The organism is Streptomyces chattanoogensis, from assembly GCF_001294335.1.
GTDB classification, from domain to species: domain Bacteria; phylum Actinomycetota; class Actinomycetes; order Streptomycetales; family Streptomycetaceae; genus Streptomyces; species Streptomyces chattanoogensis.
In genome coordinates this window covers 52844-75754 of sequence record NZ_LGKG01000134.1, presented here as the reverse complement: position 1 = coordinate 75754, position 22911 = coordinate 52844, and the positions used below count along the sequence as shown (strand labels likewise).

The following is a 22911-nucleotide window of genomic DNA, read 5'->3' as shown; positions in this document are numbered from 1 at the left end:
TCCCTACGATGGGCCGGGTGACAAGTGACACCACCGCGGCCGAGGCCGGCGCGCACCGCACCGGGTACCCGGACCGGCAGCCCCCCGTGTGGCAGCGGCGGCTGCGCCGTTTCGGTTATCCGGGCCGCCCGCAAGGCGATCTCCGCGCGCGGCTGGTGCCCGCCTTCCCCGGGCCGGCGTTCCGGCTGTGGGCGGTGTTCGGGGTGGGCCCGGCGGCCGCCGTGCGGCTGTCGCGCTGGGCCGCGTGGGGCGGCCCGCTGCTGGTGGCACTGGTCGCGGGCGTACTCCGCTTCTGGCACCTGGGCAGCCCGCACGACGTGATATTCGACGAGACGTACTACCCCAAGGACGCCTGGTCACTGCTCCAGTACGGCTACGAGGGCACCTGGGACAAGAAGGCCAACGAGGCGCTCGTCGGTCCGCATCCGAAGATGCTGCTCTCCCCCCAGCCCTCGTACGTCGTCCATCCCCCGATGGGCAAGTGGCTGATCGCGCTCGGCGAGTGGGCGTTCGGCATGAACCCCTTCGGCTGGCGCTTCATGGTCGCCCTGCTGGGCACCCTGTCCGTCCTGCTCATCTGCCGTATCGGCCGCCGTCTGCTGCGCTCCACGGCCCTGGGCTGTCTCGCCGGCGCGCTGCTGGCCGTCGACGGCCTGCACTTCGTGATGAGCCGCACCGCCCTGCTCGACCTGATCGTGATGTTCTGGGTGGTGGCCGCCTTCGGCTGCCTGCTGGTGGACCGCGACCGCACCCGGGCCCGGATGGCGGCCGCCCTGCCGGTGGGTCCGGACGGGCTGGCCCGTCCCGCTGACGAGGTCGGCGACCGGCTGCGCCTGGGCTGGCGCCCCTGGCGTATCGCGGCCGGCCTCTGCCTGGGCCTGGCCTCCGCCACCAAATGGAACGGCCTCTACTACCTGGCCGCCTTCGCCCTGATGTCCGTGCTTTGGGACGTGGCGGCCCGCCGTACCGCCGGCGCACGCCGCCCGTTCCGCTCCGCCCTCCGCCGCGATGCCGCGCCCGCCTTCGGCTCCACCGTCGTCGTCGCCCTCGCCGCCTACCTGGCGTCGTGGTCCGGCTGGATCGCCACCAAGGGCGGCTACTACCGCGACTGGGCCACCACTCCCGAGGGCCACACCGGTGCCTGGACCTGGCTGCCGGACTGGCTGCGCAGCCTCTGGCACTACCAGACCGAGGTCTACGCCTTCCACACCGGCCTGACCACCCCGCACACCTACCAGTCCAACCCCTGGAGCTGGCTGGTCCTGGGCCGCCCGGTCTCGTACTTCTACAAGGACCCCACGGCGGGCCACCAGGGCTGCACCGCCGCCGAAGGCTGCGCCCGCGAGGTCCTGGCCCTCGGCACCCCGCTGCTGTGGTGGGCCGCCTGCTTCGCCCTGCTCTACGCCCTCTACCGCTGGGCCTTCACACGCGACTGGCGCGCGGGGGCCGTCGCCTGCGGCGTGGCGGCCGGCTACCTCCCCTGGTTCCTCTACCAGGAACGGACCATCTTCCTCTTCTACGCCGTCGTCTTCGTCCCGTTCCTGTGCCTGGCGCTCGCCATGATGATCGGCGCGATCATCGGCCCGCCCGGCGCGGACGAACGCCGTCACACGATCGGGGCGGTGGGCGCGGGCGTCCTGGTGCTCCTGATCGTCTGGAACTTCATCTACTTCTATCCGCTGTACACGGGTACGCCGATCCCCAAATCGGCGTGGCACAACCGGATGTGGTTCGACACCTGGGTGTAGACGGGAACACCCGGATTCAGCCGGGACCCGCCGGCGCACGCTGTGCCGGCACACGAAAAAGCCGGCACACGAAAAAGGGGACGCCCACTCCGGCGTCCCCTCATCCCGAGTGCGCTCGGTCGCATCAGCCGAAGAAGATCCGGCCGATCAGCCCGCCGGGGGAGTCGTAGGCCGCCTCACGGTCCGCGGGGGTGGTGTCGGAGCCACGCCCGCCCTTGTCCTTGTGGCCGCTGGACTTGTGCTCGCTCTCGCGGCCCTCCGCAGGCAGGTCACCGCCCATACGGGAGTCGGAGACGTCCGAGCCGGGGGTGGAGGAGTTCGGGCCTTCGTCAGCGGCGGCGGCGCCCGCGCCGCCGAGCAGGGCAGCGGTGGCCAGGGTCACCGCGAAGAGCGTGGTACGGATACGCATGAATCCTCCTGAAAGGTGAGAAACGGATCACCCTCTGCACTTCCCCTCACCGCCCTCGGGATGTGACGCTGCGCGCAAAGATCACCCCACCGGACCCTTGTGCGGCCGCGCTGCGGACGGCGGCGGCGCGTCACCGGACTGTTCCCCGATCGAGACTGACCGGGAGTCGCTCACTTCCCCGTGTCCCTTAGAGTGCGACGCACGTTCTTGTGTGCGTATTCAAGGACGAGTTCTCTGGGAGGGGATCGGTGGCATGCGCCGCGAGGTGAAGTACGGACTGATCGGCGGATCGGTGGCCCTGGTGGCGGGAGTCGTCGGCGGCTTCACGCTGTTCGGCGGCTCGGACGACGACAAATCGCCGCAGCAGGTCACGTCGGCGGACGCCAAGTCGGGCGGCGAGGCGCCGAACGTGAAGACCGGTCCGCTCAGCGCGGAGGAAGTACGGACGACGTCGCAGGCGTTCCTGAAGGCCTGGCAGGGCGGCGACCCCGCCAAGGCCGCCGGCCTGACGGACAGCCCCGACGCCGCCAACGCCGGCCTCACGGCCTTCGGCAAGCAGGCGCACTTCTCGGATGTGACGGTGACGCCGGGCACACCGACGGGCGACAAGGTGCCGTACACCGTCGCCACCCAGATCGACTACAACGGCCACAAGACGCCGTACTCGTATCGCACTTCCGCCACCCTCAAGCGGGACAAGACCACCGGAAAGCCGCAGATCGCCTGGCAGCCGGCGGTGCTGCACCCGGGCCTGGCCAAGGGTGACGAGCTGCGTACGGGTGAGGCCGAGGCGCCGCCGATCAAGGCCGTGGACCGCAACGGCAAGGAGCTGACCCCGCAGGACCACCCGACGCTGGCCGGGCTCCTGGACAGCCTGCGCGACAAGTACGGCGACAAGACGAACGGCAAGCCCGGCGTGGAGCTGTTCATCAAGCGCGCCACGGCCGCCAAGCCCGCGGACCAGCAGCCCGACAAGACGCTGAAGGTGCTGTCCAAGGGCACCCCCGGCACCCTCAAGACCACCCTGGACGCCAGGCTCCAGGCGGCGGCGGAGAAGGCCGTCGCGGGCAAGAAGTCGGCCTCCGCCGCCGCGGTGAAGCCCAGCACCGGCGAGATCCTGGCGCTCGCCAACTCCCCGGCCAAGGGCTTCAACATGGCCACCCAGGGGTCGCTGGCCCCCGGCTCGACGATGAAGATCGTCACTTCGGCGCTGCTCATCGACAAGGGCATGACCTCGCCCGGCAAGCAGCACCCGTGCCCCAAGTACGTCACGGTCGGCGGCTGGAAGTTCCAGAACCTCAACAAGTCCGAGATCAAGGACGGCACCTTCGCGCAGAGCTTCGCCGCGTCCTGCAACAACGCCTTCATCTCGCAGGCCAAGGACCTCAAGAACGACGACCTGACGAAGGAGGCCCGGGACGTCTTCGGCATCGGCCTGAACTGGCAGACCGGCATCCCCACCTTCGACGGCGCGGTGCCGGTCCAGCAGGACGCGCAGATGGCGGCGTCGCTGATCGGGCAGGGCGGTGTACGGATGAACCCGCTCAACGTCGCCACGCTCGCCGCGACGGTGCAGGCCGGCTCCTTCCACCAGCCGTACATCGTCGCGCAGTCCCTCGACAACCGGCCGTTCGCCAAGGCCCCGGGCGGCTTCAAGTCCGGCACCCAGGCGGCCCTGAAGTCGCTGATGAAGCTGACCGCGACCTCCGGTACGGCCGCCGAGGCGATGGCCGGGATCGGCGGTGACGTCGGCGCCAAGACCGGTTCGGCCGAGGTCGACGGCCAGAAGAAGCCCAACGCCTGGTTCACCGCCTACCGCGGCGACCTCGCCGCGGCGGCCGTCGTCCCGGCCAGCGGCCACGGCGGCTCCAACGCGGGCCCGGTGGTCCGCGCCATCTTCAACGCCGGCTGAGCCCGGCGGGACGGGCGGGCACGCACCACTGTGCCCCCCGTCCCAGCTCCCGGATTCCATCGCATGGTCCGTACACCTTTCGCTAGCGTGCGGGCCATGAGCGATTCCCCACCTGCCGCCCCCGAGGCCGCCGCGACCCTGCGCATACGCGAGCGCGCCGCGTGACCCCGCTCGTCGTCGCGGCCGTGCTCCTGGCCGCCGTCACCCACGCCAGCTGGAACGCGATCGCCCACGGCATACGCGACCAACTCATCGCCTTCACCCTGGTGGGAGGCGGCGGCGCGCTGTGCGGCCTGGCCCTCGCGGCCGTCGCTCCGCTCCCCGCCTCCGCCGCCTGGCCCTACCTCCTCGCCTCCGTCGCCCTCCACCTCGTCTACCAGGCCCTGCTCATGCAGTCGTTCCGCCTGGGCGACTTCGGCCAGATGTACCCGATAGCCCGCGGCACGGCGCCCCTGGTGGTCACCGTCCTCGCCGCCGTCTTCGTCCACGAGCTCCCCGACGCCTGGGCCCTGGCGGGCGTGGCCATCGCCTCCGCGGGCCTGGTGGGCGTGGCCCTGTGGGGCATCCGGGGCTCGGGCACCAGGCCCCACTGGCCGGCCATCATCGCCGCCCTGGCCACCGGCCTCTCCATAGCCGCCTACACCACCGTCGACGGCCTCGGCGTACGCGCCTCCGGCACCCCCCTCGGCTATATCGCCTGGCTGCTGGCCCTCCAGGGCCTGGTCATCCCCGCCTACGCCCTCGCCACCCGCCGCCGCCAACTCCTCACCGAACTCCGCCCGACAGCCCTGCGCGGCCTCCTCGGCGGCGTCCTCTCCGTCTTCGCCTACGGCCTGGTCCTCTGGGCCCAGACCCGCGCGCCCCTGGCCCCCATCGCCGCCCTCCGCGAATCCTCGATCATCGTGGGCGCCGCCATCGGGGCCGTCTTCTTCAAGGAACGCTTCGGGGCGCCGCGGATCGCCGCCGCGGGGTTGATGGTGGTGGGTATCGGGCTGATGTTGCATACGGGGTGAGCCGCGCCCGCAGGTTCTCCGCACGTTGCCGAGTGCGGCGCCGTAGTTGGCTGCTGTTGCTCCGGGCCCCGCCTGGCGGCGGGATCGGGGGAGGTTGTGGTGGTGGGGGTGGGTGTCGGCTGGTTGCGGCCGGTGGCTCTGGCGCTGCGGCGCTCGCCGTCCTGGCGGGCGGTGCGGCGCCCAGACCTGCACCGCACCCCCGTAAGCTCCCGTAGCCCCCGCCGGCCGGGGCAGTGCTCAACGTCGCCGGGTCAGGGCGGCGTTGGCCTTCATCAGTGCCGGGATCAGGACGTATGCCGCCACCGGGACCACGATCCCGGTCAGGATCAACGTCCGCACCAGCAGCGGCAGTCCGGCCGTGGCCGGCCCGAGCAGCCCCAGGACGACGGCGACCGTCGGATAGATGGCCAGCCAGGTGATCAGCGCCCGCCGGTGTATGGACGGACCCGCGGCCGGCGCGTTCCCGCTCGGATTCACGCCCTGATTCGCCTCCGCATTCGCGGACATGGACATCCCCCTCGTCACAGCAGCATCTCCAACCAACGGGTTGGATTCTGGACCGGAGTCTGCCGCACGATCACCCGTCATGTCCAACCCAATGGTTGGAGACGACCTCCCGCCGGGATAGGGTCGCGCGATGGCCTGGGACACAGCACGCACCAAACAACTCCTGCTCGACGCAGCGGTCGCCGAGTTCGCCGAGTTCGGTCCCGAGGGTGCCCGGGTCGCCCGTATCGCCACCCGCGCGGGCATCAACAAGGAACGGATCTACAGCTACTTCGGCAACAAGGAGAAGCTGTTCGCCGCAGTGCTGGAATCCGAGCTGGAGAAGGTCGCCGCGGCCGTACCGCTCACCTGCGAGCAGGCCGCCGACCTCGGCGATTACGCGGGACGGGTCTTCGACTACGCGCAGCAGAACCCCTACCCGGCACGGCTGCTCGCCTGGGAAGGCCTGCTGTACGAGGGCCGGGCCACCGCCGAGCGCAAGCGCGTCGATCACTACGCCGAGAAGATCGCCGCGGTGACCCAAGCCCAGCGGAACGGCACCCTCACCGACGAGATCGGCGCGGGCGAACTGCTCCGTGCGGTCATCTCCTTGACCGCCTCCTGGGTCAATCTGCCCCAGCTCGCCCACATGCTGACCCCGAAGGCCACCAGCAGCGGCCCACCGGCCCAGCGCGAACTCCTCGTCACCCTGATCCGCCGCCTGACGGCATAAAAGACAGCCGACCACCGCCAGCGGCAACCAGCCGACTCCCCCCACTCAGGGGTGGTCGCGCAACCGGCGGAAGGGGTTGGGCCGTAGGGACGGAGTCCTGGAGGACCGGCCCCGTACCCACGAGCACCCGCTCGCGACCAGCCCCACCGCCTCCCCCGATCCCGCCGCCAGGCGGGCTCAGAACCACAGCAACCACCTACGGCGGGTCACCCGGCAACGTGGGAAGCCGCGCCCCGCAACGCCGCGGACCGCACCAAGGCCTGGGCACGAGGATCCGCCGTCACGTTCTGCTGCATCCCGTTGGTGACGTACCCGAAGGCGAACCCGCTCTCGGGATCGGCGAAGGCGAGGGCGCCCCCGCGCCCCGGATGCCCGAACGAGCCCGGTCCCAGAAGCGGCGACGCCGGCCCGTGCAGCATGAAGCCGAGACCGAACCGGGTATGCACCAGCAGCGTCCGGTCGAGACCGGCGGACTCCTCCGTGCGTGCCAGCGTCAGCGTGGCGGGCGCGAACAACCGCGGATGCCCGTCGACGGGCCCGATCAGCGCGGCATAGCAACGCGCCAGCGCCCGCGCCGTGGCGATACCGCCCGACGCCGGCAGCTCGGCGGCCCGGTACTCGGCGGCGTTCTCGTCGGCCGACGGCGCTATCGCGCCGAAGGCCCGCCGGGTGAGGGACGAAGGGTCCGCATAGGCATCGGCCACCGCCCGCTTCGGCCGCACCCGCAACCCGGCGGCGCCCCCCGCCGTCGGTGCCTCGGCCTCCGCCAGCCGCCCCACACGGGACTGCTCGGCCTCCGGAAGGCCTATCCACAGGTCGAGCCCCAGCGGCCCGGATATCTCCTCCGCGACCCAGCTGCCGATCGACCGCCCGGTCACCCGCAGCACCAGCTCGCCGATGAGCCAGCTGTAGGTCTGTGCGTGGTAGCCGTGCTCGGCGCCCGGCTCCCACACGGGCGCCTGGGCGGCCAGCGCCGCGGGTCCGCTGACCCCGTCAACGGCCTGGGCGGGCGTCAGCGGCGTATCCAGCACCGGCAGCCCGGCCCGGTGCGAGAGCAGATGCCGTACGAGCACCCGTTCCTTGCCCGCCGCCTTGAATTCGGGCCAGTACGTACCCACAGGGGCGTCCAGATCCAGCAGCCCCCGCTGATGCAGCAGCAGCGGGACGATGGCCGCTATGCCCTTGGTGGCGGACCGGACGACCTGCGCCGTCCCCTCTTCCCACGGCGCGGCGGCGGCATCGCCGTCACCGTCCTTGGCCCCGCCCCAGAGGTCCACAACCTTGCGTCCGTGGAGATACACGGCAACCGCCGCGCCCCGCTCCCCGCGCCGCGCAAAATTGTCCGCGAAGGCGTCCCGGACCGGCTCGAAGCCGTCCTCGACCGTGCCCTGGACCTCCACCACTGTTTCCCGCTTTCCCACTCATCCGTCGCATTGGTGACCCATCCATGGTGCAACGCGCAGATCAGTGCTGATGACCAGGGCCCCGGCCAGTGGCATCTGTCACACCCTTTCCGGCGCCCCGGTCACCCCAGTTGTCCCGGCCGCTCCGGCCGCCCGACGTCACACGGGTACGGTCACCGACCGCGGATCGAACCCGAACGGCAATTCCAGCCGGTGGGCCCGCATCAATTCCTCGTCGCACAGCAATTCCTGTGTCGCCCCGTCCGCGGCGATCACCCCGCCGGACAGCACCACGGACCGCGGACACAGCTCCAGCGCATACGGGAGATCGTGCGTCACCATCAGCACGGTCACCTCCAACGACCGCAGAATGTCGGCGAGTTCACGCCGCGAGGCCGGGTCGAGATTGGACGACGGCTCGTCCAGCACAAGGATCTCCGGCCGCATCGCCAGCACCGTGGCCACGGCCACCCGCCGCCGCTGCCCGAACGACAGATGATGCGGCGGCCGGTCGGCGAAACCCGCCATGCCGACCCGCTCGAGCGCCTCCGTCACCCGCGCCTCGAGTTCGGCCCCACGGAGCCCCGCGGCCGCGGGACCGAAGGCGACGTCTTCCCGGACGGTCGGCATGAACAACTGGTCATCGGGATCCTGGAAGACAATTCCCACCCGCCGCCGGATTTCCGCCAGATGCTTCTTTCCCACCGGCAGCCCGGCGACGGTCACGGACCCGGCCCCCGCCTCGAGAATTCCGTTGAGATGCAGGACGAGCGTGGTCTTGCCCGCCCCATTGGGCCCGAGCAGCGCAACCCGCTCCCCGCGCCCGACGGACAGATTGACCCCGAACAGCGCCTGATGCCCGTCCGGATACGCATAGGCGAGGCCGGAGACCTCGAGTGAGGAGGGGGCGGAGAGAGGAGGGGCGGAGGGGGAATTCGTACTCACAGGGTCCATCCCAGAAGGCATACGGCGAGGGCGGAAAGAGGCAGAACCGCGGCGCGGGTCCATTGCGCGCCGCCGGCACCGGTGTCGGAAAGAACGGGCATGGTGCCGGTGTATCCCCGGCTCACCATGGCCAGGTGGACCCGCTCCCCGCGTTCGTAGGAGCGGATGAACAACGCGCCGGCGGATGTGGCGAGCACACCCCAGTGCCGTACGCCCCGCGCCTCGAATCCGCGCGAAAGCCGGGCGATCCGCATGCGCCGCATCTCATCGGTGATCACGTCGCCGTACCGAATCATGAACGACGCGATCTGTACGAGCATCGGCGGCATCCGCAACCGCTGCAGCCCCAGCAGCAATTCACGCAGTTCCGTGGTCGAGGCGAGAAGCACGGACGCCGCCACTCCCAGCGTCCCCTTGGCCAGAATGTTCCAGGCTCCCCACAGCCCGGACACACTCATACTCATCCCGAGGGCGGATACCCGCGGCCCCTCCGCCACGAAGGGCATCAGCAGCGCAAACGCTACGAACGGCACCTCGATCAGCAGCCGCTTGAGCAGAAATCCGGCCGGAATCCGGGCCACGCCCGCAACCGCCGCAAGCAACACCGCATACAGCCCGAAGGCCCAGACCGCCTCCCGCGGCGTGGACACCACGATCAGCACGAAGCAGAAAACGGCGGCGATTTTGCAATGCGGCGGCAGGGCGTGCACCGGCGAATGCCCGTGCCGGTAGAGCTTATGAGCGTGCCCGGCACCCATCAGGCCCGCTCCCCCGCGGCACCCGCCGCCGCGACCGGCCCGGCCGCCCTGCGGCGGCGCAGTACGACGAAGACGCCGCTGCCGACGGCCAGCGTCGCGCCGACCCCGATGACCCCGGCCAGCCCGCCCGACAGGCGCGCGTTGGCGATGTCCTTGACGCTGTAGTCGGCCAGCGGCGAGTCCTTGGCGGCGTGCTCCTGGGCCTTCTTGTCGATGCCCTGGTCGTGGGCGACCTTTTCCAGGCCGTCGGGGCTGGCGGAGGCGTAGTAGCTGATGCCGCCCGCGCACACCAGCGCGGCGGCGAGCCCGGCCAGCCAGACCGGGCGCACGGACCGGCGAGGGGCGACGGCAGGAGCCGTGGCAACCGGCTCGGCCTCGCGGGCGGCCGTGGTGACCTCGTCCGCACCCGGCGCCGGGACATCCAGCGGCGACGTCCGCAGTTCCAGCGGCTTGGCCAGCCCGCGCGCCCCGTAGACCAGGTCCGGGCGTACGGCGATCACCGCGCCCACGGTCAGCGCCGTGATAGCGGCCTCGCCCAGACCGATCAGCACATGCACGCCGACCATGGCGGTGAATACCTTGCCGATCGATACATCGGCCGTCCCGCCCAGCGCGTAAAGGGCGGTGAAGGCAACCGCCGCAGCCGGTACGGAGATGAGCGCCGACGCGAACGAAGCGACCGTCACCGAACTCCGCCGCCGCGGCAGCACCTTCACCAGCCCACGGAAAATGGCATAAGCGACGATCGTCGTCACGATCGCCATATCGGTGATATTCACGCCGAGCGCCGTCAGCCCGCCGTCGGCGAACAGCACACCCTGCATCAGCAGCACGACGGAAACACACAGCACGCCCGTGTACGGCCCCACGAGTATCGCCGCGAGCGCACCGCCGAGGAGATGTCCGCTGGTACCGGCCGCGACCGGGAAATTCAGCATCTGCACCGCAAAAATAAAGGCCGCCACCAGCCCGGCCAGCGGCGCCGTCCGCTCCGCACCGGTGCCGCCCCGCCCCGCACCCTCCAGCTCGCGCCGGGCACCGCGCAGGCTGACCGCAACCGCGACCGCGGCGACCGCGCCGGTCGCCGCCGACACCGGCGCATTGATGAATCCATCGGGTACGTGCATCTCAGGCTGTCTCCGCTCCAGCTCCGCCGCAGGCTCTATAACCAGCCAATGGTGAGGCCTACTGCAAAGTCCTTGCAAGAGCGCCCATGGTGCGAAATGACACAGCCCGCAGTCACCGCCCCGTAACGCAGCGCACGCCCGCCGCCGCGCGCCCCCGGGCCGACCCCTCCCCTCCCCTCACCTGCCCGTCCGGCGGACCAGCAGATCGATCAGACCGGTGGTGTCCTCATCGCCATGCCCCTCGGCGAGGCGGCGCTCCATCAGCGCCAGGTACGGGGTGAGCAGCTCGGCGCTCACGCCCTGCTCCTCGGCCGTACCCAACAGCGTCTCACTACCGGCAACCTGCATTGCCAAGTTGGAAACAACATTCTTGGTGTAGTCACCACTCTCCAGCTGCGCGGCAGCCTGGTGCACCGAGGACGTCATGGCGGTGAGCCATCCGGAGAGCAGCGGGGCGAAGTCCTTCGGCGGGATCTCCTCCTTACGGATCAGCGCGAAGGCGTGCGCGACCCCCGCGAACATCCCGTACATCGCGCTCAGCAGCGCCACGTCATGCAGTGCGGCAAAGCCGGGATCCTCGCCGACGTAGGCGGTGCCGGCCGGTACGGCCAGGGCCTCCGCGTGGGCGTCGAAGAGCGCCCGTGAGCCGCTGTAGAAGACGGAGGCGCCGGAGCCCGGGGCACCGATCATCGGCGGCACCGCCATGATCCCCCCGTCCAGGAACCGGGCACCCCGCTCCCTCGCCCACTCGGCGCGGACCCGCGCCTGGCCGGGTGTACTGGTGGTGAGGTTGACCAGGTCCTTCCCCGCCAGGTCGACCCCGTCCAGGGTCTCGCCCAGCGTGTCGTCATTGAGCAGGCACACCACCACGAGACGGTTCGCGGCCACGGCCTCCGCGGCGGTCCCGGCGACCTGCGCCCCCTGAGCGGCAAGCGGTTCGGCCCGCCCGGGGGTGCGGTTCCACACGGTCAGCGGATACCCGGCGGCGAGCCAGGCGTGGCCGAGCGCGGCGCCCATGGCCCCGAGCCCGAGGAGAGTGAGCGGACGGGTCCCGGCCGTGTCGTGCGAGCTGCCAACTTTGTTGTCTGTCATGCCGATTAGGCTGGTCCCAGCCCCCGAAGTGATCAAGTACGCACTTTGAAGTGGGTGGTTACCCCGCGGGAAGTGACCAGGCAGGAGGGCGGGACGGAGCATGGCGATCGTACGGAGGCCGGGGGCCTTTCACTGCGGCACCGATGCGGCGATGGACGTGATCGGCGGGAGGTGGAAGGTGTCGATCCTCTGGGCCCTCAGCGAGCGCTCGTGCCGCCGCTTCGGCGAGCTGCGCCGCCTGCTGCCCGGGGTGACCGAGAAGGTGCTCACGTCCCATCTCCGGGAGCTGGAGGCGGACGGCATCGTCCACCGCGAGGTCTACGACGAGGTCCCGCCCCGCGTCGAATACTCGCTGACCGCGGTCGGCATCTCCCTCAACGAGGCGCTGGCGCCGCTGGGCGCGTGGGGGAAGCGGCACATCCTCACGGACGCCGCCCCGCCCGAGGCCGAGCCCGAGCGGGGAGATCAGGCGCGTTCGGGTGCCCCGGCCGCCCGTATGTGACGTATGAGCCCGGTCGGTTCGGCCGGGACGGCCGTCGCCCGTCACGGGGCGAGGCAGCAGCAGGCTCAGGACAGCAGCGCAATCGCTTCCCGGCGTGCCTGCTGGAGCCAGTCGGCGCGGGCTGGTCCGGCCGAGTCAGTGACCGTGCGGAAGACGATCCGGCGGACGTCGGCCACCCCGACGTACGGCAGGACACACGCGGACCAGATCCTCTGCAGCGGATCCCCGAACTCGCTCTCCTCGCGGTCGGCGGGCGTATCGGACGTGTTCAGCACGAGCGCCCGCCCGGCCTTCAGCAGACCGGCCGGCTCACCCTCCGCGCTCCCCAGTTTGTAGGCGACGCCGGGCACGAGGACGCGCTGCACCCAGCCCACGAGAGCGGCAGGGGGCATGCCCCACCAGTTGGGGTGGATGAACACCACGGCATCGAGCGTCGCCACCTCCGCGCGGTGCAGCGCCACACGCGGGTCGCGGGTGTCCGTGGCCGCCTGCACGGTCTCCGTCTCGTCGGCGGACAGCACCGGCGGAAACCCTTCGGCGCACAGGTCGTGCGCGAGGACGTCGCAGCCGTGGCTGCGCAGCGCTTCCACCACGGCGTCGAACAGGGCGTGGTTGAAGCTGCCGGGGCGCGGGTGCGCGAGGTACACGCCTATGCGCACGTCGTCACCTCGGCCCGTATGCGGCGCACGAAGGCGGCGAGTCCGGTTGGCGTGGCGGACAGTATCCGGGCGTCAGGCCCGTCCTGACCACCGGAGAAGGACGACTTCTGCCACACAATGCCTTGCGTCATCTGGAAGACCCTTCACATGCGCCCCAAGAGGCTTTGAATGAGGTCCCTCGACTCTATGGCCCCCAGCGCAGCCTTCCCTGCTTCACGAAGTAACCCTCGACAGCGGCCGAGTTGCGCCTCTGCGCCGACGAAGGCACCGCCGTGCGGGGTGTCCATCAGCACGGACGGTCATGGACGCACGGTGCCGTCCCACTGCCAGTCCGTGCGTCTGTGCAGCCCGGGGAGCGTGCCGCGGCCCGTGCACCACAGCAGGGTGCCGGACGGGCTGTGTCCGGACGGAGCATCGGGGAAGAGGCGGGTGAGGACGGCCGCGCTGCTGTCGTCGGGCGGGGCCCAGGGGTGACCGAGAGCACGGGTGATGTCGTGGGTGTGGACGGCGAGTTCGGTGATTCCCATGGCGGCGAAACCGGTCGCGTCGGAGTGCCCCCAGGGGTGCCAGGCCCGCGCGTCCGCAGCCGTGTCGCGGAGGGTGGAGGTGAGGAGGGTGGCGGCGATACGGAGGCCCTCCAGGCAGGTGTGAACGGGGGCTTGGGGGTCGAGTGAGGCGAAGAGGGTGATGTAGCGGTCGTCGGGCCGGGCGATGAGCAGGCCGGCGTAGCCGATCAGACCCAGCGCGAGATGGTCGAGGGTCTCGCGGCAGGTCCAGTCCAGCTCATGGGCGGGGTGTGACCAGTCCCGACCGGATGCTTCGAGGAGGGCGGCGAGGCAGTCTTCGGTGGTGGCCGACAGCAGGTCGGTCCAGGGGGGTGTGGTCACTTGCGGACCGCCGGGTTCTTCAGGACCTCGATCACGCTCGCGTAGCTGTCGTTGCCATGGCCTGCCGCCTTGGCCCGCTCCATGGCGGACTTCAGGAGTTCGGGCAGGGCGTTGTCGATGCCCCGGGCCGCCGCTGCGTGGATGAGGTGGTCGATGGCCGCGATCTGTATGTCGACGGTGGCGTCGTCGCCCGGGTAGCGGCCGGCGTCCACCTGGGGCGCGTACGTCGCCAGGAATCCGGCCACGGCGGTCAGCCAGCGGATCGCGAGGGGGGTGAAGGCCCTGGCCGCCGTCTTTTCGGCGGTCCCCTCGGCGGCGTCCTCGGCGCCGACCAGCGCGGTGCCGTGCAGCCAGCCGGTCATGGTCGCCCACATCAGGCCGAGCAGCGCGGCATCGTAGAGGGAGGCCAGGCCGGGGTCGGTGCCCAGGTGCAGGGGGTCGCCCAGGGCCGCCAGGGCCGGACGGTGGGCTTCGAAGACGGTGTGCGCGCCGCTGTACAGGAACATCATGTCGGGGCTGCCGACGCCGGGCGGGGTGGTCATGATGGCGCCGTCGAGGTAGTCGGCGCCGTGCGAACCGGCCCACGCGACGGCCTCGCGCGCCTGCTCCGGGGAGCCGGAGGTGAGATTCACCAGGACCTTGCCCGCGAGGTGGCCGGCGACGGGATCGAGGACCGAGTACAGCGCCTCGTAGTCCCGTACGCAGGCGACGATGAGCGGGCTCGCCGCAAGGGCCTCCTCGGGCGTTGCGGCCGCGCGGGCACCTCGGTCGGCCAGCGGCCGGGCCTTGTCCTGCGAGCGGTTCCACACGGTGGTCGGGTGGCCACGCTCCAGGAACGCGGCGGCCAGCGCCGAGCCCATCGAGCCCAGCCCGAGGACGGTCACCGCCGTACGGTCGGCACCCGTGCCACCACCGGAACCCATGCCGGAACCTGTGCCGGAACCCATGCCGGAACCTGTGCCAGAACCCATGCCACCACTCCTTGTCCGTCCGCCCGTGGCGGTTGATCACGTCGGGACAACGCTCGCAGGGCGCGGCAGGCGGAAACAGTGACAGCAATGCCAGCTGCCACCAAATTCCTGCCATACGCTGTGAGTTATGAGCGCTGGTTCCGTCGCCCTGGTCGTGACCGAGGAGATCGGGGTTCCCTCATGGGACCTGTACGAGATGAGCATCCCCTGCACCGTCTTCGGGAAGCCGCAGCCCGATCTGGCCGACCCCTGGTATGACCTGCGGCTGTGCGGTACCGGGCAGCCGCAGCTCGAGGGCCGGGACGACGTTCCGGCCGCTGCCGGGCTGTCGCTGCGTACCCGTTACGGGCTCGACGACCTCGTGGGCGCCGACACGGTCATCGTCCCCTCGGTGCCCGACGACTGCGTGGAGGAGGGCAGACCGCTGCCGCAGCGGCTGATCACGGCGCTGCGCCGCGCCTACGACGGAGGTGCCCGCATGGTCTCCCTGTGCACCGGCGCCTTCGCCCTCGCCGAGGCGGGGCTGCTCGACGGGCGTCGTGCCACGGCGCATTGGATGCACACCGCCCAACTGGCTGAGCGCTACCCGAAGGTGCAGGTCGACGACTCCGTGCTGTACGTGGACGACGGCGACGTCCTCACCAGCGCCGGGCTGACCGCCGGACTCGACCTCTGCCTCCATCTCGTACGCCGCGATCTCGGCGCGCAGGTCGCCAACCAGCTGGCCCGCCGCATGGTGGTCCCCGCTCATCGTCCCGGCGGCCAGGCGCAGTTCATCGATCTGTCCGTGCCCACCACCGATGACGGCAGCCTGGGGCCCGTACTGGACTGGGCCAGGGCCCACCTGGACCAGCCGCTGACGGTCGAGGACCTGGCACGGCGGGCGGCGATGAGCCCACGGACGTTCTACCGCCGGCTTCAGGAGGCCACCGGGACGACTCCCCTGCAGTGGCTCCTCAACCAGCGTCTGGGACGGGCCCAGAGCCTGCTGGAATCGACGACGCTGCCGATCGACAAGGTCGGGGAACTGAGCGGGCTGGGCACGGCCAACAACCTCCGTCACCACTTCCTCAGGCAGATCGGTGTCTCCCCGAGCGACTACCGACGGGCCTTCCCGGCGAAGGGGGGAGCGGCCGGCCGCTAGGACGCGACCGCGCGCCGGATCAGCAATTCCCCCAGGGCCGTACGCCGGTGCCGGACCGCCCGCCCCGCGCGGACCGTCGTGATCAGGCCCGCACCGCGCAGCGCGGCGGCATGCGCCGAGGCGGTGGCGTTGCTGACGCCCAGGCGGCGGGCGAGTTCGCTGGTCGTGTGCGCGTCGGCGAGGCGGTGGAGGATGTCGACGCGGGAGCGGCCGAGGACGGCGGCGAGCGCATCGTCCGTGCCCCTCGCGCCGGTCGGGGTGAGGGGCAGGCCCGTACCGGCCGGATAGGTCAGATACAGGGGGCGGCCGGGCAGGTCGGAGAGGAGGGGGCGGCCGGTCCAGTGGAAGGTGGGGACGAGGACCAGGCCGCGACCGCGGAGGTCGATGTCGCGATCCGGGCGAGCGGTCCCGGTCTCCAACTGCCAGGTGTTTTCGGTGAGTTGGCCGCCGTGGATCAGCTGGGCCAGCGCGCTGCCGACGCCGTGCTCGGCCGCCGTCACGGCATGGCGGGTGAACTCCGCCTGGTGCAGGTCCTGGATCAGCGGCCAGACGGGGCGCAGCGCTGTGTCGAAGGCGGCCTGCTGGGCGCGGCGGAGGAGGTGCCAGGCGTGGGCCTCGCCCCGGTGGAGGTCGCGGATCCATGGCGGGACGGGGGCCGGGTGGTGGGCGTAGACCCGCTCGAGTTCGGAGCGGACGAGGGAGGGGGGCGTGGCCCGTACGGCGTCGAAGCCTTCCTCCAGGGTGGTGGTGAAGAGGTCGATGAAGAGGGGGGCCGAGCCTGCGGGGACCAGATCCCCCAAGGGTGCGGCGGCCGCCGGGAGCGAGCGCAGGAGCCGTCGGCGCCAGCGGCCGAAGAGCAGTTCCTCGTCGGGGAGGCACATCTTCATCAGGGCCACGTTCAGCTCCTGGAGCGGGGCCGGGCGGGGCGCGAACCGCACCCGGGCGAAGTCGTCGGACGTGAAGTGGATCCGGATCGCCATTACTTCCCCTCCCCCTGCCGCGCCAGCCTTTCGGGCAGGGCCTGAACCTTCGCCCGCATCCCCTGCCGAGGCCAGCATTCGGCACAGAGACACGGAGACACAAATGACGGAGACACAAACGGATGCACAAGCAGAGGCTCAGGGGGTACGACGTCATGTTCGGGACGACGGACGGATACCAGGGCGCGGACCGGCGGACGGTCGCCAAGGCGGCCGTTGGCGCGTTCGGTGCGGCGTTGCTGTCGGCGGGCTGCGGTGTGGCGAACGGGTCCCCGACGAAGGGGCATCCGGCCGGGGCAGGGCACGGCGGGGGCCTCGCCCTGCGCCTCCCGGCGCCCACCGGACCGCACCCGATCGGCGCCGCCTCGCTCTATCTCGTCGACCGGGCGCGGCGCGACCCATGGGAGCCGGGGATCGCCGTACGGGAGGTGATGGTCACGGTGTTCTATCCGGCGCGTACCGTCCGCGGTTACCCGGTCGCGCCCCACATGACCAGGGGCGCCGCGGACTTGTTCCGGGCGGTCGACGTGCGCGTGCACCGCCTGCCGTCCAAGGGCGTGGACTGGGCGGCCACTCGCACCCACGCGCACACCGGGGCGCCCGCGCAGCCCGTACGCCGGCCGGTGCTGCTCTACACCCCGGGCGGCGGCGATGCGCGCACCCTCGGCACCGGAACCGCGGAGGAGCTGGCGAGCCGCGGCTATGTGGTCGTGGCCCTCGACCATCCGGGAGATGCCGGGGAGGTCGAGTTCCCGGTGGCGAGGGCGGGGAGGGGGAGGGTCCGGCCGACCGTGTTCCGGGGCGATCCCCGGGCGGATCCGCAGCAGTTCCGGACGGTGATCGGCACCCGGATCGCGGACATCCGGTTCGTCCTGGACCGGTTGACGGCGCTGGCGGCCGGGCGGAACCCGGACGCCGCGGGTCGCGCGCTGCCCGAGGGCCTCGGGCGGGCGCTGGACCTGCGGCGGGTGGGCGTCTACGGGCACTCCGCGGGCGGCACCGCAGCGGCCGAGGCGATGTACGAGGACCGGCGCATCGGTGCGGCCGTCAATCTGGAGGGGTATCTGGACCTCCCCGCGGAGCGGCCCGGCCGGGAGCGGGAGCTGTATCCGGTCGCCCGGCACGGGGTGGACCGGCCGCTGCTCCTGCTCGGCAGTGAGCACTTCCCCACCAGGAAGGAGCTGGAGGGGTCCTGGTCGGCCATGCTCGCCCATCCGGGAGGGCGGACCCGGCGCCATCAGATCGACGGCGCCGCCCACTGGGTGTTCTGTGATTACGCCGCCCTCGCGCCCCAGCTTCAGGACGCCGGGCTGATGCCTGCCGGGGACCGGGCCGCGCTGGTCGGCACCATCGGCCCGGACGCGTCGGTGCCCATGGTGCGGCGTTGTGTGCACGGGTTCTTCGCCCGGCATCTGCCGGCCCGGTGACCGCAACCGTCCGCCCGGCCGAGTTGCCGCCCCTCCCCCCTCCCGAAACCATGGTGACGTGAGCCACGCACGTGAGGCCGCCGGGCAGCCCCCGCAGACGAACCCGGCGGCGACCTCCACAGAGCCTCGCGGCCGGCCGCGCCCGACGCCGGACGCCCCGGACCCGCCGCCCGGCTCCCCCGGCTCCTACCTGCGGTATCCGCATCTGCACGGGGATCTGATCTGTTTCGCCGCGGAGGACGATCTGTGGGTGGCGCCGCTCGCACCCCCGGGCGAGGAGCCGGGCCGCGCCTGGCGGCTGACCGTCGACCGCACCCGGGTGGGCCATCCCCGCTTCTCGCCGGACGGGCGCCAGATCGCGTTCACCACCTGGCGCAGCCTCGACCCGGAGATCCATCTGGCGCCGGTCGAGGGCGGCCCGGCCCGGCGGCTGACCTACTGGGGAAGTACGGATGCCCGGGTCTGCGGCTGGACGCCGCCCTACCAGGACGGCAAACCGCACATTCTCGCCGTCTCCTCGCACGGGCAGCCGTTCTCGTACTACTCGTGGGCGTACAGCCTGCCGACGGACGGCAGCCCGGGAGGCCGGCTGCCGTGGGGGCCGGTCTCCGATATCGCGGTCGCCGATGTCGACGGGGAGCACTGCACGCTGCTGCTGAGCGGGAAGCCGCCGCATGAGCCCGCCTCCTGGAAGCGCTACCGGGGCGGCGCGATGGGCCGGATGTGGCTGCAGGGGGCGCGGATGGTGCCGGATCTGGACGGGCACCTGGACTCGGTGATGTTCGTGGACGGCCGGATCGCGTTCCTGTCGGACCACGAGGGCACCGCCAATGTGTATTCGTGTCTGCCGGACAGTACGGACCTGCGGCGGCATACGGATCATGCGGATTTCTATGCGCGGCACGCCTCGACCGACGGCTCGCGCATCGTCTACCAGTGCGCGGGCGACATCTGGCTGATCGACGGCCTGAGCCCGGGCGCCCGGCCGCGCAAGCTGGCGGTCCGGCTGGGCGGGCCACGGGCCGGACGCCGGACGTACCAGGTCCCGGCCGCCGCCCATGTCACCTCGCTCGCGGTGGATGCCACCGGCCGGGCCAGCGCGGTGGGGGTGCGGGGCAGTCTGTACTGGCTCACGCACCGCGACGGGCCGGCCCGGACGATTCACGACGTCCCGGGGGTACGGGTCCGGCTGCCCGAGATGCTGGGCTCCACCGGGCGGATCGCCTACGTCACGGATGCCGAGGGTGAGGACGCGATCGAGATCGTCGATCTGCCGCGGGCCGGTGCGGTGCACGCCCCGGTGCGGCTGGCGGCGGGGAAGCTCGGGCGGGTCCACGAGATGGTGCCGTCGCCGGACGGGGAGCAGGTGGCGGTGGCCGCGCACGACGGGCGGCTGCTGCTGGTGGATGTGCATCCGCCGGAGGACGCCGAGAAGACCGGGCCGCCCGGCGAGGTCACCGAGCTGATCGTCTCCCGCAACGGGCCGGTCCGCGACCTCGCCTTCTCCCCCGACTCCCGCTGGCTGACCTGGTCGCACCCCGGTATCGGCCGTTCGCTGCGGCAGATCAAGATGGCCCGGCTGGCCGACCGCAGCGTCGTGGACGTCACCAACGGCCGGTTCGAGGACGAGCAGCCGGTGTTCACGCGGGACGGGCGCTATCTGGCGTTCCTGTCGTGGCGCGGCTTCGACCCGGTGTACGACGTGCACACCGGGGATCTGTCGTTCCCGCTGGGCTGCCGCCCACACCTCGTACCGCTGTCCTCCGCCACCCCCTCGCCCTTCGCGCTGTCCCCGGAGGGGCGGCCGGCGGCGGGCGGGCTGGACCCGGCGGAGAATCCGCCGCTGGGGGAAGGTCCGGTGATCGTGGAGGTGGAGGGGCTGGAGAACCGGGTCACGCCGTTCCCCGTCACCGCGTCCAAGTACTCGTCGCTGGAGCCGGTCGCCGGGGGCGGGCTGGTCTGGCTGCGCTGGCCGATCTCCGGGGCGCTGGGCGAGACCTTCGCCAATCCCGCCGAGACGTCGGGGCGGCCCACCCTGGAACACTTCGACCTGGTCAAGGCCCGGCGCAGCGAACTCACCAGTTCCCTGGACTCGTTCGCGCTCAGCGGTGACGGCACCCGGCTGGTCGTCAACGACGAGGGCGATCTGCGCGCCGTACCGGCGACCGAGCCGCCCGACCTCGACTCGACGGTCCTCCTGGACCTGCGGCGCATCCTGCACGACGTCGAACCGCCGGCGGAGTGGCGCCAGGCGTTCGACGAGGCGGGCCGGCTGATCCGGGCGTACTTCTGGGAGCCGGGGATGTGCGGTATCGACTGGGACGGGGTGCTGGCGCAGTACCGGCCGCTGGTCGAACGGGTCGCCTCGCCGGACGAGTTCGCGGATCTGCTGCGGGAGGTGCTGGGGGAGCTGGGCACCTCGCACGCCTATGTGGCGCCCGCGCGCAGAAACGAGGGCCCGCCGCACTACCAGCGGCCCATCGGGCTGCTCGGCGCCAACTTCTATCCGCGGGACGGACATTGGGTGGTCCAGCGGATCCTGCCGGGCGAGTCCTCGGACCCCAAGGCGCGTTCGCCGCTGGCCGGTACGGGCATCCGTGAGGGCGCCGCGCTCACCCATGTGGACGGCCGGCCGGTCGACCCGGTGGCGGGCCCGAATCCGCTGCTGGCCGCGGCGGGCGGAACGACCGTCGAGCTGACCTTCGCGCCGCCCGAGGATGACGGCCACCCCCGCCGGGTCGCGATCGTCCCGCTGATCGACGAGCGGCCGCTGCGCTACCAGGACTGGGTCGCCAAACGCCGCGCCGTCGTACGGGAGCTGAGCGACGGCAGATGCGGCTATCTGCACATCCCGGACATGGGCGGCTCCGGATGGGCGCAGTTCAACCGCGATCTGCGGCGGGAGATGTCGATGCCCGCGCTGATCGTGGACGTACGGGGCAACGCCGGCGGCAATATCTCCGAGCTGGTGATCGAGAAACTGACCCGCACCATCATGGGCTGGGACCTGACGCGCGGCGCCCAGCCGGTCTCGTACACCAGCAATGCGCCGCGCGGGCCGGTGGTGGCGGTCGCCGACGAGATGACGTCCTCCGACGGCGACATGATCACCGCGGCCTTCAAGCTCCAGGGCATCGGCCCGGTGGTCGGCATGCGCACCTGGGGCGGGGTGGTCGGGATGACCGGGCGCCACCGGCTCGCCGACGGCACCCAGATCACCGTGCCGATGAACGCCGCGTGGTTCCACCAGTACGGGTGGAGCGTGGAGAACCACGGCGTCGAGGTCGACATCGAGGCGCTGCGGTCCCCGCTGCACTGGGCCGAGGGCAAGCATCCGACACTGGGCGTGGCGGTGCGGACGGCGCTGGAGCTGCTGGAGCGGCATCCGGCCTCGACCCCGCCGGACCTGTCGGAGGTACCGGACCGGGCGCGGCCGGAGCTGCCGCCGCGGGACGGCTGAGCAGCCGCCTGCCGCGAGCCGCCGTACGCGGCTACTCCTCGGGGCCGATCAGGAATTTCTGGCTGTCCGCCTCCGTGCAGCGCTCCGCGCGGACGACGGTCCCGCGGGCCCCGCCCCCGCCCTGGACGGCGAGGCAGCGGTCGTCGCCGTCGCCCGGCCGGATCCGGTACACCGACTTCCCGGCCGATTCGACGCGGAAACGCTCCGCGGGCCCGGTCGGCGTGCAGTCGTCGTGCGGCTCCAGCAGCCCGTCGAGCGCGGGGTCGCGCAGCAGGACCAGACAGCCCGTGCCCTCGTCGGGGTGGTCCCACTGGATGCGGTAGCGGTCCGCCCCGGCCACCTTGAGGTACGTACGCGGCGGCACCGCTTCTTTACAGGGCCGCTGTACGGCAACTGTGCGGTACCGGTGCGCGCGGAGCACCCGCCCGTCCGTCACGCACAGGCCGGGCGCGCTCGCCGGGCGGATCGAGACCTCGCCGGTCGGCAGCGGCGCGGCGGCCGTCGACTGCGGCTCCGCGCCGTCGCCGATCAGCAGCCGTACGCCGACGATGACCAGCAGCGCGGCGAGGGCGGCGGCGCCGGTCAGCAGGAGCGGCTTGCGTCTCTTGCCGTGCGGCTTCCGGGCCCCGTGGCGGGGCTGGCCCGGGGGCCGGTCACCGTGCTGAGCCTGCGGCCGGTAGCCGGGCTGAGCACGCGGCAGGTTTTGGACCATCGGCGGTCCGTCCTCGATGCGCTGCCGCGCCAGCAGCCAGGCGTGGACCTCGGGCTCATTGCCTCCGCAGGCCCGTATGAACGCCTCGACCACCTCGGCCCGCGGCAGCGCCCGTCGGCGCAGGGCGTCGGCGAGCGTGCTGCGGGCCAGGACGGCACCCCGCTCCGCCGCCCGCTGCTCAAGCTGGCGGTAGGTCAGACCGCTGCGTTCCTTGAGCTGTTGCATCATCCCGACGAATGCCACCGCATCACCGGCGGCAGCCGGGCGTAATTCTCCCGTACCCCCCAGATTCCCCATGGGCGTTATTGAACCGTCCCCCGGCGAAAGCCACAACGGGTGTCCGGAGCACCGCAGTTGAGCCTCCGCGACCAGCCCGGACAGCCGCGGCCTGTCCGGGACACCGGTTTCCCTTGCCGGACAGGGGCGGCCCTCAGCAGAGTCATGCCGTGCCGGCCGGCATCGCCCCACAAGCGGGCACCGCCCCGCTCATCACCAGACAAGCGGGCACCACCCGACGCATCACCACACCACGATCACCACACA

At 71.7% G+C, this 22911-nt stretch carries 20 protein-coding genes; 8 read left to right on the top strand and 12 right to left on the bottom strand.

The features are described from left to right. Positions 1-8 precede the first annotated feature (8 nt). Positions 9-1748 (top strand): dolichyl-phosphate-mannose--protein mannosyltransferase, encoded by a 1740-nt coding sequence (locus ADL29_RS16215; RefSeq protein WP_053924351.1) that lies wholly within the window; start codon positions 9-11, stop codon positions 1746-1748. A gap of 124 nt (positions 1749-1872) precedes the next feature. Here the strand turns inward: ADL29_RS16215 and ADL29_RS16210 are convergent, their stop codons facing one another. Beyond that, complete coding sequence (locus ADL29_RS16210; protein ID WP_053924350.1) at positions 1873-2157, bottom strand: hypothetical protein; 285 nt, start codon at positions 2155-2157, stop codon at positions 1873-1875. 253 nt (positions 2158-2410) lie between these two features. On the opposite strand from ADL29_RS16210, the gene ADL29_RS16205 reads away from it, so the two are divergent. Together ADL29_RS16205 and ADL29_RS16200 are read left to right on the top strand one after the other, a co-directional pair. Further along, positions 2411-4069 (top strand): penicillin-binding transpeptidase domain-containing protein, encoded by a 1659-nt coding sequence (locus ADL29_RS16205; RefSeq protein WP_053924349.1) that lies wholly within the window; start codon positions 2411-2413, stop codon positions 4067-4069. A 161-nt stretch (positions 4070-4230) separates the two neighbouring features. Further along, a complete protein-coding gene (locus ADL29_RS16200; RefSeq protein WP_053924348.1) occupies positions 4231-5082 on the top strand; it encodes a DMT family transporter in 852 nt (283 codons plus the stop codon). A gap of 237 nt (positions 5083-5319) precedes the next feature. Here ADL29_RS16200 and ADL29_RS16195 read toward each other — a convergent pair whose 3' ends face one another. Further along, positions 5320-5589: a putative antibiotic biosynthesis monooxygenase gene (locus ADL29_RS16195; RefSeq protein WP_211274330.1), complete on the bottom strand. Its 270-nt coding sequence runs from the start codon at positions 5587-5589 to the stop codon at positions 5320-5322. Positions 5590-5719: 130 nt separating this feature from the next. On the opposite strand from ADL29_RS16195, the gene ADL29_RS16190 reads away from it, so the two are divergent. Next, the gene (locus tag ADL29_RS16190) at positions 5720-6301 is read left to right on the top strand and encodes a TetR/AcrR family transcriptional regulator (protein WP_053924346.1); all 582 of its coding nucleotides are present in this window, start codon (positions 5720-5722) and stop codon (positions 6299-6301) included. A 206-nt stretch (positions 6302-6507) separates the two neighbouring features. Here ADL29_RS16190 and ADL29_RS16185 read toward each other — a convergent pair whose 3' ends face one another. From ADL29_RS16185 to ADL29_RS16165, 5 genes are all read right to left on the bottom strand, one after another. Then, entirely contained in the window at positions 6508-7704 is a 1197-nt protein-coding gene (locus ADL29_RS16185; protein ID WP_078971040.1) for a serine hydrolase domain-containing protein, read from the bottom strand. A gap of 159 nt (positions 7705-7863) precedes the next feature. Further along, complete coding sequence (locus tag ADL29_RS16180) at positions 7864-8658, bottom strand: energy-coupling factor ABC transporter ATP-binding protein (RefSeq protein WP_053924344.1); 795 nt, start codon at positions 8656-8658, stop codon at positions 7864-7866. Next, entirely contained in the window at positions 8646-9407 is a 762-nt protein-coding gene (gene cbiQ / locus ADL29_RS16175; RefSeq protein ID WP_053924343.1) for a cobalt ECF transporter T component CbiQ, read from the bottom strand. Before cbiQ ends, ADL29_RS16180 begins: the two co-directional genes overlap by 13 nt. Then, positions 9407-10534: an energy-coupling factor ABC transporter permease gene (locus ADL29_RS16170; protein ID WP_053924342.1), complete on the bottom strand. Its 1128-nt coding sequence runs from the start codon at positions 10532-10534 to the stop codon at positions 9407-9409. The genes cbiQ and ADL29_RS16170 overlap by 1 nt, the downstream gene beginning before the upstream one ends. Positions 10535-10711: 177 nt before the next feature. After that, a complete protein-coding gene (locus ADL29_RS16165; protein WP_053924341.1) occupies positions 10712-11626 on the bottom strand; it encodes an NAD(P)-dependent oxidoreductase in 915 nt (304 codons plus the stop codon). A gap of 100 nt (positions 11627-11726) precedes the next feature. On the opposite strand from ADL29_RS16165, the gene ADL29_RS16160 reads away from it, so the two are divergent. Next, the gene (locus ADL29_RS16160; RefSeq protein ID WP_053924340.1) at positions 11727-12128 is read left to right on the top strand and encodes a winged helix-turn-helix transcriptional regulator; all 402 of its coding nucleotides are present in this window, start codon (positions 11727-11729) and stop codon (positions 12126-12128) included. A 65-nt stretch (positions 12129-12193) separates the two neighbouring features. Here ADL29_RS16160 and ADL29_RS16155 read toward each other — a convergent pair whose 3' ends face one another. From ADL29_RS16155 to ADL29_RS16145, 3 genes are all read right to left on the bottom strand, one after another. Then, a complete protein-coding gene (locus tag ADL29_RS16155) occupies positions 12194-12787 on the bottom strand; it encodes an NAD(P)H-dependent oxidoreductase (protein ID WP_053924339.1) in 594 nt (197 codons plus the stop codon). Between the two features lie 299 nt (positions 12788-13086). Next, positions 13087-13674, bottom strand: a complete 588-nt coding sequence (locus ADL29_RS16150; protein WP_053924338.1) for a maleylpyruvate isomerase N-terminal domain-containing protein — start codon at positions 13672-13674, stop codon at positions 13087-13089. Further along, positions 13671-14597, bottom strand: coding sequence for an NAD(P)-dependent oxidoreductase (locus tag ADL29_RS16145; RefSeq protein ID WP_078971048.1), 927 nt, complete (start codon positions 14595-14597; stop codon positions 13671-13673). Before ADL29_RS16145 ends, ADL29_RS16150 begins: the two co-directional genes overlap by 4 nt. 196 nt (positions 14598-14793) lie before the next feature. Between ADL29_RS16145 and ADL29_RS16140 the strand changes: the two genes are divergently transcribed. After that, a complete protein-coding gene (locus tag ADL29_RS16140; protein ID WP_425424249.1) occupies positions 14794-15789 on the top strand; it encodes a GlxA family transcriptional regulator in 996 nt (331 codons plus the stop codon). Here the strand turns inward: ADL29_RS16140 and ADL29_RS16135 are convergent. Further along, a complete protein-coding gene (locus ADL29_RS16135) occupies positions 15786-16769 on the bottom strand; it encodes a winged helix-turn-helix domain-containing protein (protein WP_053924336.1) in 984 nt (327 codons plus the stop codon). The genes ADL29_RS16140 and ADL29_RS16135 overlap by 4 nt on opposite strands. A 122-nt stretch (positions 16770-16891) precedes the next feature. On the opposite strand from ADL29_RS16135, the gene ADL29_RS16130 reads away from it, so the two are divergent. Then, positions 16892-18196 (top strand): alpha/beta hydrolase family protein, encoded by a 1305-nt coding sequence (locus tag ADL29_RS16130; RefSeq protein WP_245689446.1) that lies wholly within the window; start codon positions 16892-16894, stop codon positions 18194-18196. A gap of 190 nt (positions 18197-18386) precedes the next feature. Next, positions 18387-21656, top strand: a complete 3270-nt coding sequence (locus ADL29_RS16125) for a S41 family peptidase (protein WP_053924391.1) — start codon at positions 18387-18389, stop codon at positions 21654-21656. 31 nt (positions 21657-21687) lie between these two features. Here the strand turns inward: ADL29_RS16125 and ADL29_RS16120 are convergent, their stop codons facing one another. Continuing rightward, positions 21688-22665 carry a helix-turn-helix domain-containing protein gene (locus tag ADL29_RS16120; RefSeq protein ID WP_157878503.1) on the bottom strand — a complete coding sequence of 326 codons (978 nt, stop codon included), beginning with the start codon at positions 22663-22665 and terminating at the stop codon, positions 21688-21690. Between the last annotated feature and the right edge of the window lie 246 nt (positions 22666-22911).

Coding starts and splice junctions, on each gene's coding strand:
- ADL29_RS16190 (WP_053924346.1), top strand. CDS start 5,720: ATGGCCTGGGACACAGCACGCACCAAACAACTCCTGCTCGACGCAGCG.
- ADL29_RS16165 (WP_053924341.1), bottom strand. CDS start 11,626: ATGACAGACAACAAAGTTGGCAGCTCGCACGACACGGCCGGGACCCGT.
- ADL29_RS16135 (WP_053924336.1), bottom strand. CDS start 16,769: ATGGCGATCCGGATCCACTTCACGTCCGACGACTTCGCCCGGGTGCGG.
- ADL29_RS16120 (WP_157878503.1), bottom strand. CDS start 22,665: ATGGGGAATCTGGGGGGTACGGGAGAATTACGCCCGGCTGCCGCCGGT.
- ADL29_RS16160 (WP_053924340.1), top strand. CDS start 11,727: ATGGCGATCGTACGGAGGCCGGGGGCCTTTCACTGCGGCACCGATGCG.
- ADL29_RS16170 (WP_053924342.1), bottom strand. CDS start 10,534: ATGCACGTACCCGATGGATTCATCAATGCGCCGGTGTCGGCGGCGACC.
- ADL29_RS16195 (WP_211274330.1), bottom strand. CDS start 5,589: ATGTCCGCGAATGCGGAGGCGAATCAGGGCGTGAATCCGAGCGGGAAC.
- ADL29_RS16205 (WP_053924349.1), top strand. CDS start 2,411: ATGCGCCGCGAGGTGAAGTACGGACTGATCGGCGGATCGGTGGCCCTG.
- ADL29_RS16210 (WP_053924350.1), bottom strand. CDS start 2,157: ATGCGTATCCGTACCACGCTCTTCGCGGTGACCCTGGCCACCGCTGCC.
- ADL29_RS16145 (WP_078971048.1), bottom strand. CDS start 14,597: ATGGGTTCCGGTGGTGGCACGGGTGCCGACCGTACGGCGGTGACCGTC.
- cbiQ (WP_053924343.1), bottom strand. CDS start 9,407: ATGGGTGCCGGGCACGCTCATAAGCTCTACCGGCACGGGCATTCGCCG.
- ADL29_RS16180 (WP_053924344.1), bottom strand. CDS start 8,658: ATGGACCCTGTGAGTACGAATTCCCCCTCCGCCCCTCCTCTCTCCGCC.
- ADL29_RS16130 (WP_245689446.1), top strand. CDS start 16,892: ATGCACAAGCAGAGGCTCAGGGGGTACGACGTCATGTTCGGGACGACG.
- ADL29_RS16215 (WP_053924351.1), top strand. CDS start 9: ATGGGCCGGGTGACAAGTGACACCACCGCGGCCGAGGCCGGCGCGCAC.